The sequence below is a fragment of the Emticicia sp. GW821-FHT11C11 genome, from assembly GCF_058808615.1.
In genome coordinates this window covers 1,025,517-1,040,684 of the sequence record NZ_JBXARV010000001.1, presented here as the reverse complement: position 1 = coordinate 1,040,684, position 15,168 = coordinate 1,025,517, and the positions used below count along the sequence as shown (strand labels likewise).

Genomic DNA, 15,168 nt, shown 5'->3' with positions numbered 1-15,168 from the left:
AACTAAAGAGGGTTCTATCTGTTTTATCAGCTACTTTATAATTCTGCTTCCTCTTTTTTATTCCGTTTCACGGTTTGGCTGGTAAAAGTACTTTCAAAAATCTTGTCAGCATTGCCGGCTTCAAAGCCTTCCCTCCTATGTTCTCGTCTAATTCCAGAAGATTGTAAGTGCTGAAATTGTGGTAGTACTTTGCGCTCGGCAAATTCAACATAACTGCCTGATATAGCATGCAATTCACCACCAGCAAAAGTAGCATCAATGATTTCAGCTACGGTTGAGCTCTGCAACAACCCGCCATCAGGGCTGATTTTTATCTTACCGCCTGCGTCATTCAGTTTTACTCCTGTCTTTTCAAGAAAGGCGTTAAATTCCTGAATAGTATTGTAACCGTCTTTCAGATTGTGTACACTGATGGTATAATGATTCAGATAATAACGGTTATAAATTACCCATGCGGCATATTCGCTTGCTTTCAACAGGGTTGAATAATCTTCCCAGGTAGGTATGCGCCATAAAGGCCGATGTAGAAATGCATCTATGGCTGCTCCGTCATTCAAATCCAGACTATCTACCGGATCTGCTTTTACTTCGCCGGTATAGCTTCTGATAATTTGTTGAATGTTTTCAGGTAAATCGTTAACTCTGAGTTCACTTACGAATATTCGCGGATACTCAGGTTTGGGCGGAGAAAACCAGTAAGCATCCAGCTTCTTACCTTCAAAATAAAAATAATCACGCTTTTCGTAACCTAAATGGAGGATAATCTTCTCAAAAGACTTGATGCCTAATTGCGGTACGCCCATTGTACGGAAAGCGATATGATCATTTTCTATTTCATCGGCATTAGCAATAATGTCTTCGGCAATCATGGCGTTGGTTACTTTCTCTACATCCGGCACACGCTCACGGTAACGGCGCATCAGCCCATCCAGTACATATTCTAAAGTTGTTGTTTCAGTTTCCATTATTCAGTATTCTTTTTAAAAAATTGTCCGTTAGTAGTAGTCAGATATACCTCAAGCGGAATATCCTCCTGTTTTATAAAACCCTGCTGAGGTAATTGTCCATCAGCTACCATTTCAACTACCGCCGCTACCGATGCCGCCGTTGTCCATGAAATGGCCCTCCAGTGCTGTCCGTCAATTTCAATTGGGTGATACGCCTCATAAAACTCTTCCCGCGCCAGTTCCTCTCCTTTCCAGCCTTCTACTACGGCATATACATATACTACGTCATCCTGTACAGGCGGTTTGGCTTCTGTCAGAATCTGTTCTACCAGTTCCCGTTTGTCTTTCAGAATCAGTTCATACAATAAAAATTTCATCAGACGGGCGTGACCCGGATAACGGATTGTCTTATAGTTCAGGGTATCTACCTTACCTGCGTAGGTTTCGCACATAGTACCCAGGCCACCCGAAGTACTGAAAGCCTCAAACTCCTGCCCTTCAATCTGTATATGTTCTACTCCGTCTAACGACGGCACCATCTTGCGGGTTCCGTTATGGATTACTTCCGCATCGTTGATGTATTCATTAATAACCCCTGCAGGAGACCACGTAAACGAATAACCCAGTAAACCATTCGGGAATCTTGGCAATGCTCCTACACGCAGTTCAATGTCACGCAATTTAGTAAAATGTTTGGCTAAATTGGCCCCAATAATACCGATCAAACCGGGGGCTAATCCACATTGTGGTGCCATCACCGATGTTGCCGTTTCTGCCATTTCTCTGATAGCCGTAGTAGTGGGTACATCTTCGGTCAGATCAAAATAATGGATTCCGAATTGATGGGCTGTCTGAGCAATAGCGAGATTCAGATTATAGGGCATGGCAGAAACCACAGCGTCAAATTCCGGAATAGTCTTTTCTAAAAAACTGACGTCGGTTACATCTCCTAAAATGACCTCAAAAGGTAATTCAAAATTCGGGTAACGTTTGTCCATACCCATTACAGCAAAGCGTTTAGATAACAATACGCCTACCAGCGAGCCTACTTTGCCCATACCAATCACAAGAACGTTTTTCATGTCCGGCTATAAGAATAATTTATGATGAAATTTATTACAACAGGTAATATTATCAAGTGCTTTTCAACTAAATGCAAACATCAGACCACGACCATCTTAAACAAGGCCAGCAGCGACATTTTATGAAAACAATTGAATAAAAGTATCCGTCAATCAGAATAAAGTGAAAGATTAATAAAGACCTTGGTTCCTGTCAGGAACAAATGAGCAGGCGCTGCGCAGATAAGCAAGGCGTGCCAGATGATATTTCAGATCTTTAAACAAGTGGAAGTTTTTTTGAAACAAAAATAGACAATAGATTATAATTTCCAAGAAAATACAAAAGAATAAAAAGAGCCATTCCTTTTAAGAATGGCTCTGCATGGTACTCAATTCAATATGGGTTATTAAGAAATACTTTGTAAAAGGCTCTCTTCCTGCTCTATAAACGGTTGGTTTTTCAAACGTTTACCAGTAGCTCTGAAAATGGCATTGGCAATAGAGCCCCCCGTAGGAGGTAATGCAGGCTCACCCAAGCCGGTTGGATCAATACCGTTATCCACAAAATGTACATCAATAGCCGGAATCTCGTTCATCTTAATCAAACGGAAAGTATTGAAGTTGCTTTGTGCAGGAGTGCCTTCTTTAAAAGTAAGATTACCGAACATGGCATGACCCATGCCATCAACAATCCCTCCGACTACCTGATTTCTGGCGCCACTCTGGTTTACTACCACGCCACAATCTATGGCGGCATATATTTTCTGCAAAACTGGTTTCCCTTTTTTTGTCACTACTTCAGCTACCTGAGCCACATAAGAAGCATGAGAGAAATATACACTAAAACCCAGACTAATACCTTTACGCTTTTTGAACCAGCCCGATTTTTCAGCCGCCAGTTCAATGACTGTTTTCATGCGGTCGATGTCATACCGAATAGGGCCTGCCGGTGAGGTTCTCGCTTTTTCAAGCAGATCTAATCTGAACTGCACCGCATCTTTGCCGGCTGCGTTGGCTACTTCATCTATGAAAGATTGTTCTGCAAATGCCAAAAAATTGGTAATAGGCGCTCTCCAGGGGCCAGTAGTAATGGGTGATTTATGTTCAACCGAATCAATCAACAGGTGAGGTACTGCTCCCGATGGGAAGTTGTTCTCGCGCGTGCTGTTGCCTGAGTTGATACCCACCCCACGAAGAGAGTAACCAATCATATTACCCTGTTTATCGAGTGCAGCACGGAAACGATATCGAACCGCCGGACGATAGCTTCCACCGGTCATGTCGTCTTCACGTGTCCAGATTACTTTCACTGGCGCTTTTATGATATTAGAGACCTCAACAGCTTCCAATACATAATCGGTACCTAAACGGCGGCCAAAGCCACCACCCATGCGTGTCAATTCTACCGTCACCTTATCCGGCTCTATGTTCAATAGCTTTGCCGTTTGGGTCTGTGCAGCTTGTGGAGTCTGCGTCGGGCCGACCAATTCCACACCATCTGCTCTTACATGAGCAAAAAAGTTCATCGGCTCCATAGGGTTATGTGGCAGGAACGGGCATTGGTATTCCGATTCCACAATTTTTGCAGCATTTTTAAATGCTTCTTCTATATTACCCTCTTTACGACGCACATCTGCTTTGGGCGAATCAAGTAATTCTTTAAAAATACGGTTATGGTCTTCAGTGCTCTCCAGGTTCCCGTCTTTCTCCCATTCTATTTTCAGGGCCTCTCTGGCCTTTTTCACCTCCCAGGTAGATTTCCCTACTACAGCCACTTTGTTTTTAAACGAAACCACATCCACAATGCCGGGCATGGCTTTCGCTGCGGAGGCATCGACCGACTTCAGTTTCAAACCAAAGGCAGGTGGGCGCTGAATCATAGAGAAGAGCATTCCTTCGCGATAAAAGTCAATCCCAAAAAGCGGCTTTCCTGTCAGAATTTCTTTGTTGTCAACCCCTTTAATAGTAGAGCCGATCAGCTTGAAATCTTTTATGTCTTTCAATTTTACATCAGCCGGTGGCGTAATCTGTGCCGCTTCTGTAGCCAGTTCGCCATAGCTCAGTTTCTTATTAGAAGGAGTATGTATCACAAAACCTTTGTCGGTTGTGCATTCTGCGGCTGGTACATTCCAGCGTTTGGCGGCGGCTTCGATCAGCATCTGCCGGGCTGTTGCTCCGGCCTTGCGTAGTCTCTGCCATGAATGCGGTATGGAACCGCTGCCGCCAGCCACCTGGCGTTCAAACTTTTTAGTATCCAATGGCGCCTGTAAAACTTTTACTTTTGCCCAGTCTACATCCAGTTCTTCTGCTACGATAATCGGGAATGCGGTTTTGATTCCTTGCCCGATTTCGGGATTCGGTGACATGATAGTTACTATCCCGTCCGGACGTATAGATAGAAAGGCATTGGGAGTAAAATCGGCAGCAATGGCAGTCGTTGCAGTTTCAGAAGCAAAAACCTCTTTACCAAACCAACTGAAACTTAACATAAAACCCCCGCCGGCCAGGGCGGCAGATTTCAGAAAATCTCTACGATTATTATTGATAGTCTTATCCATGGCAGGTTATTTCATTTTGGTTGAGGCAAGTTGAACGGCTTCTCTGATACGGTGGTAAGTACCACAACGACACAAATTATTTGACATTGCAGACTCAATCTCTTCCAATGTAGGTTTTGGGTTGCTTTTCAAAAACGAAGCGGCAGTCATCATCTGTCCGGCCTGGCAATATCCGCATTGAGGAACATCTACCTCATGCCATGCAGCCTGCACAGGATGGTCACCTTTTTCAGATAAACCCTCAATTGTGGTTATTTTAGAAGCGCTAACCGATGAAACAGGTAAAATACATGAGCGGGTAGCTTCTCCGTTTACATGCACAGTGCAGGCACCGCACATGGCCATCCCGCAACCGTATTTTGTACCTAATAATCCTAAATGATCGCGCAAAATCCATAGCAAAGGTGTGTCGGGGGCAACATCCAGGTTATATTGTCGCCCGTTAACGTTAAGGTTGTAATTTGCCATCGTAGTTTATTTGATTGATAATCAATATTTTAACCAAAAATAACAAAAATACTTACATATAGGAAAGAATTTTACTTCAAATTAATTAAATTGTTATCTATTAAATCTATAGATTTACAAATATATTATCGCATCTTGGGCATTTTTTTCCACATACGTATATAAATTCCGTAAAAACTTAATTGGTTCATTAATTTAACAATATACTTTAATAACTTTGAGGCGCCAAATTTCCGCAAACGCAATACTATATGGGTTTACAATCAAGAAAAAATTTATTCTCTGAAAAAATAGATAATTGGCTTATTGGGTTTAAAGATGGCGCTGACTTTGTGGTTATGTTCTTTAAAGAAGCGCTTAGTGGGAATTTTGAATTTAAAGAATTCATCAATCAATGTTACAGAATCGGTAATAGTTCATTACTCCTCATTTCCCTTACCGGTTTCGTTACAGGCTTCGTATTTACCAAGCAGTCGCGCCCATCGCTCGAAAGTTTCGGTGCAACCTCATGGCTTCCCTCGCTAGTTACTATCGCTATCATCAGAGCGTTGGCTCCTTTGGTAACATCACTGATATCTGCCGGTAAAATCGGGTCGAGTATTGGTGCAGAGTTAGGCTCTATGAAAGTAACTGAGCAGATTGATGCCATGGAAGTATCAGCCGTTAATCCTGTTAAGTTTTTGGTTGTTACCAGAGTATTAGCTACCACTGTTACTATTCCTATTCTATCCTTTTACTGTGCTTTAATGGCCTTGACCGGCGTATTTTTGAATGTAGCTACCAACGAAGAAACCAGCCTGCCGGCTTTTTTTGAACAGGCTTTTAACAGCATCATATTCCTTGACCTCTGGACAGCCATCATCAAAGCAGTAGCTTATGGCTTTACAATAGGCATTGTAGGTTGTTATAAAGGCTACAACGCCAGCAATGGCACATTGGGTGTAGGTAAAGCAGCAAACGCGTCAGTTGTGACATCTATGTTCCTGATATTTATTGAAGAAGTATTTATAGTGCAGGTAACCAACTGGTTTAGATAGATTTATTTAGTGATTGTGAGAATGAGTGATTCAGTGATTATAATATTTAAGAATTTAATCAATCTGAAAACCTGATTTTCGAGATTTCAGAAAAAAATCACTCAATCATTCAATCACTCATTCACTCAATAAGTAACGCATGAACAAAGTAATAGAAATAGCACATCTTCATAAGGCATTTGGCGACAGGGTCGTTTTAAAAGATGCCAACCTGGATGTCTATGAAGGCGAAAACATGGTGGTGCTGGGTAAGTCAGGAAGCGGAAAATCGGTTCTGATAAAAATCATTGCCGGACTTTTAGCCGCCGACAAAGGGAGTGTAGAAGTTTTAGGGAAGGAAGTAACGCATCTGAGCAAAAAAGAACTGAATGAACTACGCCTTAAAATAGGTTTTTCGTTTCAGAACAGTGCTTTATATGACAGTATGACCGTTAAGGAAAATCTCGAGTTCCCTCTGGTAAGAAATGTACGGAATATGACCCGCGGCCAAATCGATAAAGCGGTGCGCAAGGTATTAGACTCTGTAAGTTTGTTGCAGGCTATACATCAGATGCCTGCGGAGCTTTCGGGTGGACAGAAAAAGCGGATTGGTATTGCGCGTACGCTCATTATGAATCCCAAAATTATGTTGTATGATGAACCAACCGCCGGGTTGGACCCCATCACGTGTATTGAAATCAATCAATTAATTAACGAAGTAAAAGAAAGTTATAATACGAGTTCTATCATTATTACCCACGACCTCACCTGTGCAAAAGAAACAGGCGACAGGCTGGCAGTTCTATTTGATGGTAACTTTAAATTCCAGGGTACGTTCGATGAGGTCTTTACACATCCTGACCCCCGGATCAAAAACTTTCATGATTATAATTTCATAGAAAATAAAAGGAAATAGTTTATGGCGACCCCACAATCTTCACAAAAAATAGCTGCCAAGGTTGGTTTGTTTATTTTGATAGGAATCATTATACTGGCGGCTGGTATTCTTACGCTTGGCACCATGCGGAAATCGTTTATTAGCAGGATTGATGCCACAGCTACATTCGAAAGTGTTAACGGACTTACAAAAGGTAATAACGTATGGTTTGCCGGAGTAAAAGTAGGAACCGTACGCGAAATAACGTTTACGCCTGATTCGAAAGTAAGGGTGTTGTTCAGCATAGAAGATACCTCTCAGCCTTTTATTAAGCAAGACGCCTCGGTAAGAGTAAGCTCTGACGGATTGATCGGTAATCCGATTATTTTGATTTCAGGCGGTACTCCAAACGCCAAAATGATTGAAAGCGGATTTAATTTTAAGGTTGAACCTGATGTAACCCAACAGGAAATGCTCACAACCTTACAGGCCAACAACAAAAATATTCTATCGATTACCGACGATTTGAAAGGTATAATAGGTGATATCCGCGCAGGACAGGGCTCAATAGGCAAACTGATGAAAGACGATGAACTTTACACGCATCTGAACAGAAGTATGGCTACAGTAGAAGCGGCAACCAGAGACCTCAAAAAAGGCGCTACAGGTTTGGCCACTCTAACTGATAAACTAAATGCTGATGGTAATTTCATTAACTCTATTGCAACCGACAAAGAGATATATCCGAACATCAAGAAAACAGTGGCCTCTTTAGAGAATACCTCTCAGACATTGAAAGAGACCACTATTTCTGCCAAGCAAATGGTGAATAATCTGGAACAAACCAGTAATACATTGCTTAACAATCCGAAAAGCCCGGTTGGCGTCTTATTGCACGACGAAAAAGCAGCTAATAACATCAGAGAGACTATCAGCAATCTGGAAAGCAGCAGTGCCAAACTGGATCAGAATCTGGAAGCACTGAAACATAATTTCCTGTTCAGAAGATATTTCAGGAATCAGGCGAAAGACGAAGCCAAAAGAAAAGCAGATAGCACTGCGAAAGCAAAGCAGCAATAGAGAAGGAATAAGTACCTGGCATGAAATTTTAGACAGTAGTAAACAAGTGTTTACTACTGTCTTTTTTTTAATATGCTTTGCTGTAAAAGATTTCAGTCTGTAGATAAGACCAAGTACCTCTAACAATTTTAATAAAATTTTAAGGGTCAATTTTTCAACAGGAACCTGCATTTTACTATATTTAGGTTTGTCAAAACTAGCTGATATGAAACCAGAAGATATCCAAAAGGCGTTTAATTTTCAATATGGAATAGTTTACGATAATCGTTTTCATTTGTTAGACGAATGGAGAATCAGAACCGACTCCCATATTGAAATCTTCAAAACTTTACTTGCAAATACTGGCAAAGGTAACGATGCCCATTGGTTAGATGTGGCGTGCGGAACTGGCCATTTGCTTTCTTTGATTCCTAATGTTGTACGAACTGGGTTTGATTTATCTCCAGGTATGGTATTTCAAGCCAAAAAACAAAATCCAACTGTCCCAATTATTGAAGCGAACTACTTGAATACTTCTTTATATCCCGCAAATTCGTTTGATTTAATAACTGAAACTGGTTATGCACACACATATATTGACTCTTTCGAACAATGGGATTTAATGATTAAGAATTTTCATACATGGTCGAGCGAAAATGGCGCATGCTTCATATCATTACCAGTATTATATAATTTATTCAACTGGGTGGGAAAGAACACAGCACCTGATTTTCCTTATGAAATAGGCAATGATTATGAAGGCGGGCCTATCAAACTTACCTCATTTGAATGGACATGGCAAGAGTCAATTGGTTCTTTTCATCGAATGCGTGTTCCTCAGCCTGAAGTATTAGAAGAATTATTTAGCCAATATTTTGAGGAAGTACACCGCATACATTATCCACCATGGTATATTGGAGTTCTTGCATTTAAGAAAAAACAAGATACAGATGTAGTTGAACAAATTAAAGAAAGAATGCGTCAGTTAGCAGAGGAAAGAAAGAATTTCCGTCCGGCACCAACTGACCCAAGATCTTTTATTCGTAAGTCTTTATCAAAATTGAAACAGCGCATTAAACACGCTGTAAGCAAGTGGTAAAAAGTTTTCATTTGACAGTGATAACATTCTATGCTGTAAAACAAACTGAAAACATTTACTAATTTTAAATTTTTGAAGAATTTAAAAAAATAAAATCCACAACTTACAATTATTGTTTTTTTTTATTTATTTCGCACCCAGACAGGCCAACGCTAATCTTTTTGCTAAAACTTTAAAAGCCTAAACTGTTGATTGATGTCTATTATATTCTTTTGTCTGTGATTCTTTCAAACTCTGAGCATATTAATCCTATTGTTCTGCCAGACAAAACATATAAAATGATGTCTTTCATATTTAAGGATTATTGTCGAAACCTATTATTTAGTTTTCTTTTTTTTGCACTAAAAAAGCTTAATCTCTCTTGTTTCTATCAGAAGACATTCGTCTGATAAATTAATTACACCAATATTCTAAAAGCATTTATGTATTGCGTAAGCCAACATAAGCATGTACTTACGTATAGGCATAACAATTATAGAAAAAATGAGCAGTTGACAACCGTCATTGCATAATAAAAGAAGCTCTTACATCAATGCTTACCGAACTAATCTAAACTGCGGTGTATTGCAGACTAAGCCTTTATAACCACTTTTTAAACACTTAATACTTTATGAGACTACAATTTATTTTTGTTTTTTGTATTACACTTTTGTCATCATTTCTGACATGCTTTGCTCAAAAGGTCGACTTAGACAGGTATAATTTCAATGTTAGTTTTCAACAGTTACCGAAAGAGTTTGTTCCGTTGGAGCAACGCACTTATGGAGCTAAAGTAACTGTAGGCAGTTCATTAAAGTCTTATACCGACGAAGCTACCCTATATGATAAAATAAAAATATTCGGTTGGAAGAAAGTCGAATCAAGCCCAACTGTTGGAATTGATATGAATCTTGAATATTTCTCTTTTAAGGACGCGAATTTAAAATCAGAAACAACTGAACAAAAAGACAAAGAAGGTAAAGTAACATCAAGAACAACTTCATACTGGATAGATGCTACTTACGAGTCGAGAGGTTTTTCTAAGATAAATGGTCCTCTTACTCCAAAACCGCTCAGCGAAAAAGAACTATTGGAACAAAAGAAAAAAGAAGAAGCTAAAAGTAACAACAGATTTTTGGCTAGTGTATCAGTTAATAAAGAGCCTGAAGTAACTAATGGTCTTAATATCAGGCATGGTACAATTTATACTTATGCTACGGAAAAAAACACCAGTTCTTCTGCAGCAAGCTCTGCTTTCCAAAACAAGAAAGACGCGATTTATTCAGATCAATTGAAAAATTTTGTTAAAGGTTCAGTTGAGGCGGTTAATAATAATTTAAATTTTTATTACGGATTCAGACCTATTCAGACTAATGATTATCTGTGGATTCTGAATTCAAAAGATCACCCAGAATATCAAACACAGCAAGAGGCGATTCAGGCTGTGAAAGAATTGTTTAAAACCATGAAAGCCGACCAGCCTATTACTGATCTGGAAAGCAATCTTTCTCCTCTTATTGACTATCTACAATCTTTGAAAACCAAATACAAAGGCGATGATAAGCGAAATAAAAAAATGAGGTACTCTGCCTACTACAATTTGTCAAAAATCTATTATTATCTCGACAAACCTGAAAAAGCGCGTGAAGAGGCAGAGGGGCTAATGAAAAATGAGTATGATGAAAAAGACGGAGAGTCATTAGTACAAATGGCTAACGAATTGGCAGAGGCAATGAAAATAGCCAAAACAAATACCAGACATAATCCGGAATTACGCTAAAACTAACTTTAATACTAATCAATACCTTAATGAAAAAACACCTGAGTATTATTTTATTCCTTTTTGTTGCAATAACTGGAAATGCCCAAAAGAGAAACGAAAAAAATATCGCTTTAAGAGGCCCTATTGCCCCTTTTGATCAGAATTATACTAATTACAAAAGTTATTCCCTGAAACTTAATGTGCCTGCTATGTTTGAGTCTACTGTTCGAAAAGCAGGTGGGGCCTATACCCCTTCCTGGGCAGACGATTTACGGATTTATGGTTTGAAAAATGACACTGACGGCGATTTTAAAATCGCATATAATGTCACAAAATTTGCATTCCTTGAACAAAAAACAATTTCGCGCTCTCCGGCATACGTAATGGGTATAGAAGCCAACTTGGAAATAAAAGATAAGGAGGGAAAAGTAATTTATCAAAGATATATTACGCCGAAAGTAAATACCTATATGGTAGATAATCAAATACAGCCAGCTCTGGTAATCAATATTATAATAATCAATTCTTTTAACCAGCTAATTAACGATTTTAACCAATACTTTTTATATGGCCCGGTTTTAGTTGGCCGATATGTTGAGTTAACCAAATTACCCAAGAACAGCAACCTTGAGGATTTTAATCTTTCAGCTCAGGTATTTGCAAATATTTCAGGTGTGAGCCGCGATCAATGGACAAACCTGTTTGGGGAAGCTCAAAAATATTGGGAATCACTTTTAAAATATCAGACAAAAGACGAGGATGCTACCCAAGAAGTAAGAATAGGAGCAGCAAAAAACCTTGCATTTTCTCACCTGCTACTAGGTAATCTACCACTCGCCGAAAAATATGCTGCAATGGTAAAAGAAGACGACCGTAAAGTTTTTGGTTTAGTTGCTACTCCTGCTACTCCTACAACACCTTCCATTCTTGATAACATCAAGGCAGTGAAAGATTATACAACGGATTCAAAAGAAGCTAAAAATATTAGCCCTATTTCACCAGCACCGGTTTTGCCTGAATACAACAAAACTTCAGATGCCTTCAAATATGTTTCGATAGAGGGGGAATTGATTGATAAAAAAAATGAACACTTTGTTGGGAATATAAAATTGATGAATGATAACCCGCCAATCATTGATTATCGACAAAACATACAACAAGGAGGTTTAGGGTCCGGCATATTAAACCTAAGCGCTTTCAAAGCTGACAATAGCACTGTTTTTATTGAAATGACTGGTGAAAAGAAACCTGTAAAAAGGAAAATTGATGACATCTCTTCTATTAAAACAAAAGACGGGAAGACTTATGTTGTAGGGGTTGTTGGAGACTTTATGCAAGATAATAATCATTATGCTTTACTAGAAGAAATTAAGTCGCATGCTGGCCTTTCAGTATATAATGAAGTCTTTCCTCAAAATGAAAGAGCATTAAAAAAGCCAAAAGAAGAGAAATACTATCAATTACCCTTAATAGCTGTAAAAAAATCACTAAAATCATACTTTGCTGATTGTCCGGCAATGCAAAAAAGAATTGATACTGGTGAATTTAACTCAACAACTCCGCAAAACTATATCCAAATATTTGAAGCTTATACTTCTTCATGCGGTAAAAAATAAATCAGATAAAGTATCAAAAAAATAGAGCTTCTTGCGAGGCTCTATTTTTTTGATACTTTATCTATTACAAAACCGTCTTAATCTTCAATTCATCCAATTGTTTCTGGTCGATGGTAGATGGTGAATCAATCATCATATCGCGACCAGAATTGTTTTTCGGGAAGGCAATGAAGTCGCGGATTGAATCGGCACCACCAAATATAGAGCAAAGTCGGTCGAAACCAAACGCAATACCTGCATGCGGAGGAGCACCGTATTCAAAGGCATCCATCAGGAATCCGAATTGTTTTTTCGCTTCCTCTTCACTAAAGCCCAGTATACCAAACATTTTTTGTTGTAGCGGTCGTTGGAAGATACGTACCGAGCCACCTCCTACTTCTGTTCCATTAATTACCATGTCATAAGCATTGGCTCTAACATTGCCTAAATCGTTAGTATCCAATAGCTGGATATCCTCTGGTTTCGGGCTGGTAAACGGATGGTGCATAGCAAACCAGCGCTCTTCTTCTTCGCCGTATTCCAAAAGCGGAAAATCAAGCACCCAAAGTGCCTTAAATTCTTCAGGATTACGCAAACCTAAGCGGCTACCCATTTCCAAACGAAGTTCGTTCAATTGTTTGCGGGCTTTACCTGCATCCCCTGCCAGAATCAATATCAGATCACCGGGTTTTGCTTCAAATTGATCGGCAATCTGTTTCAGTGCAGCTTCATCAAAGAATTTATCGAACGATGATTTCAAGGTACCATCAGCATTGTATCTGATATAGGCCAATCCTTTAGCGCCAACCTGCGGGCGTTTTACCCATTCTGTTATCTCATCAATCTGCTTACGGGTATACTCTGCACAACCCGATGCATTGATACCTACCACCAGTTCAGCTGAATCGAATACTACAAAGTCTTTACCTTTCACTACATCATTCAGTTCAACAAACTGCATACCGAAACGAGTATCGGGTTTATCAGACCCATACAAACGCATGGCGTCGGCGTAGGTCATGCGCGGTACTTCCGGCATATCAATATTTTTCACTGTTTTGAACAGGTGACGAATCAACCCTTCAAACATCTGTAAAATATCTTCCTGTTTCACAAAAGACATCTCGCAGTCTATCTGTGTAAACTCCGGCTGACGGTCGGCACGTAAATCTTCGTCACGGAAACATTTCACGATCTGGTAATAACGGTCAAAACCTGATACCATCAACAATTGTTTGAATGTTTGCGGAGATTGCGGCAAAGCATAAAACTCACCCGGATTCATACGGCTTGGTACTACAAAGTCACGGGCGCCTTCAGGAGTCGATTTAATCAACACGGGCGTTTCTACCTCAATGAAGTTTTGTCCGTCCAGAAAATTACGGGTTTGTTGCGCTACTTTGTGGCGTAGCTGTAAATTCTGACGAACCACGTTGCGGCGTAAATCCAGATAACGGTATTTCATCCGGATGTCATCTCCCCCATCCGTTTCATCCTGAATCAAAAACGGAGGTAATTTAGCCGGGTTCAGTATCTCTAAACCAGTTACTTTTATTTCAACATCACCGGTAACTATTTTATCATTTTTTGATACACGTTCAATTACTTCTCCCACTGCCTGAATCACAAATTCACGGCTTAAAGTACGGGCCAAAGCAATTATGTTTGCATCGCTGCTATTTTCATTCAGAATTAATTGTGTGATGCCGTAGCGGTCGCGAAGGTCAATATAAATAATGCCTCCCTTATCACGAACAACTTGTACCCACCCGCATAAGGTAACTGTCTGATTAATATCCGAGATTCTTAATTCTCCGCAGGTATGCGTTCTTAACATTATGTATCAACGTTTATGTTTTGCAATTTTTTTGCAAAAGTACGAATTTTAAAGAAAAGCTATTATGGCTTTGCTAAAAATACCGAATTTCATAATAAAGTAAATCAACAGGCGGAGAGAACTGATGCTTAGAATTACTCAAAAACCACTATCTTCGCACTCTTATAAGTCAGTTTAGCGTGCCAAAATCTTATTTTCAATTCAAGCAATTCATCATTCATCAGGACAAGTGCGCCATGAAAGTATGCACCGATGCCTGCATTTTAGGTGCCTATGCTGAAAAAGAAAATGCACAAAGGATTCTGGACATCGGCGCAGGAACAGGACTTTTGTCATTAATGCTGGCCCAAAGAACCCAGGCAACAATTGATGCCGTTGAAATTGATGACGATGCTTACACACAAGCACAAGAGAACATTGCATCAAGTAAATTTGCACACCGTATCCGGTTACACCATCTGTCTATCCAACAATTCAGCAAGTTGCACCAAGATGCAATTATTAACTCATACGATTTAATTATTTCCAATCCACCATTTTATCAGAACTCATTGCCATCGCCTGATGCACAAACCAACAAGGCACTTCATGCCGCTACGCTTACGTTTGACGAACTGGTAGACGCCGTTGTACAAATGATGGCACCTGATGGCAGGTTTGTTGTCTTATTTCCTCCTTTTGAAGCTCAACAATTAGCCGGAGTTGCTCAGAAAAAAGCCTTATATTTGTCAAAAAAATTGCTGATAAAGCATAATCCTCAAAAGCAGGTATTCAGACATATCATGACTTTCGAAAAACAACCGGAACCTGCGTATAGCGAAGATACCTTAGTGATTTTTGAAAAAGATTCGAATACGTATTCGGATAAATTCCGGGAGCTATTGAGCGATTATTACACTATTTTTTAGAA

12 protein-coding genes are annotated in these 15,168 nt (G+C 39.6%); 7 read left to right on the top strand and 5 right to left on the bottom strand.

All coding sequences use genetic code 11. The features are described 5' to 3' along the window. Window positions 1-35 precede the first annotated feature (35 nt). The 4 genes from AC1RRY_RS04355 to AC1RRY_RS04340 form a co-directional block, all read right to left on the bottom strand. Complete coding sequence (locus AC1RRY_RS04355) at window positions 36-965, bottom strand: DUF1338 domain-containing protein (RefSeq protein WP_492817839.1); 930 nt, start codon at window positions 963-965, stop codon at window positions 36-38. Further along, window positions 965-2,029, bottom strand: coding sequence for a saccharopine dehydrogenase family protein (locus AC1RRY_RS04350; protein ID WP_492817840.1), 1,065 nt, complete (start codon window positions 2,027-2,029; stop codon window positions 965-967). Before AC1RRY_RS04350 ends, AC1RRY_RS04355 begins: the two co-directional genes overlap by 1 nt. Window positions 2,030-2,415: 386 nt before the next feature. Next, complete coding sequence (locus tag AC1RRY_RS04345) at window positions 2,416-4,566, bottom strand: xanthine dehydrogenase family protein molybdopterin-binding subunit (RefSeq protein WP_492817841.1); 2,151 nt, start codon at window positions 4,564-4,566, stop codon at window positions 2,416-2,418. A 6-nt stretch (window positions 4,567-4,572) separates the two neighbouring features. Continuing rightward, window positions 4,573-5,034, bottom strand: coding sequence for a (2Fe-2S)-binding protein (locus AC1RRY_RS04340; RefSeq protein WP_492817842.1), 462 nt, complete (start codon window positions 5,032-5,034; stop codon window positions 4,573-4,575). Window positions 5,035-5,285: 251 nt separating this feature from the next. Between AC1RRY_RS04340 and AC1RRY_RS04335 the strand changes: the two genes are divergently transcribed. From AC1RRY_RS04335 to AC1RRY_RS04310, 6 genes are all read left to right on the top strand, one after another. Further along, the gene (locus AC1RRY_RS04335) at window positions 5,286-6,071 is read left to right on the top strand and encodes an MlaE family ABC transporter permease (protein ID WP_492817843.1); all 786 of its coding nucleotides are present in this window, start codon (window positions 5,286-5,288) and stop codon (window positions 6,069-6,071) included. 139 nt (window positions 6,072-6,210) lie between these two features. Next, entirely contained in the window at window positions 6,211-6,966 is a 756-nt protein-coding gene (locus AC1RRY_RS04330; RefSeq protein ID WP_492817844.1) for an ABC transporter ATP-binding protein, read from the top strand. A gap of 3 nt (window positions 6,967-6,969) precedes the next feature. Then, the gene (locus tag AC1RRY_RS04325) at window positions 6,970-8,007 is read left to right on the top strand and encodes an MlaD family protein (RefSeq protein WP_492817845.1); all 1,038 of its coding nucleotides are present in this window, start codon (window positions 6,970-6,972) and stop codon (window positions 8,005-8,007) included. 205 nt (window positions 8,008-8,212) lie between these two features. Further along, a complete protein-coding gene (locus AC1RRY_RS04320; RefSeq protein WP_492817846.1) occupies window positions 8,213-9,085 on the top strand; it encodes a methyltransferase domain-containing protein in 873 nt (290 codons plus the stop codon). Window positions 9,086-9,695: 610 nt separating this feature from the next. Further along, on the top strand, window positions 9,696-10,844 hold the full coding sequence (locus AC1RRY_RS04315; RefSeq protein ID WP_492817847.1) for a hypothetical protein: 1,149 nt from the start codon (window positions 9,696-9,698) through the stop codon (window positions 10,842-10,844). Between the two features lie 29 nt (window positions 10,845-10,873). Next, complete coding sequence (locus AC1RRY_RS04310; RefSeq protein WP_492817848.1) at window positions 10,874-12,442, top strand: hypothetical protein; 1,569 nt, start codon at window positions 10,874-10,876, stop codon at window positions 12,440-12,442. A 64-nt stretch (window positions 12,443-12,506) separates the two neighbouring features. Here AC1RRY_RS04310 and aspS read toward each other — a convergent pair whose 3' ends face one another. Further along, window positions 12,507-14,258: an aspartate--tRNA ligase gene (gene aspS, locus AC1RRY_RS04305; protein ID WP_492817849.1), complete on the bottom strand. Its 1,752-nt coding sequence runs from the start codon at window positions 14,256-14,258 to the stop codon at window positions 12,507-12,509. A gap of 179 nt (window positions 14,259-14,437) precedes the next feature. Here aspS and AC1RRY_RS04300 point away from each other — a divergent pair, with 179 nt between their 5' ends. Further along, a complete protein-coding gene (locus tag AC1RRY_RS04300) occupies window positions 14,438-15,166 on the top strand; it encodes a tRNA1(Val) (adenine(37)-N6)-methyltransferase (RefSeq protein ID WP_492817850.1) in 729 nt (242 codons plus the stop codon). Window positions 15,167-15,168: the final 2 nt, after the last annotated feature.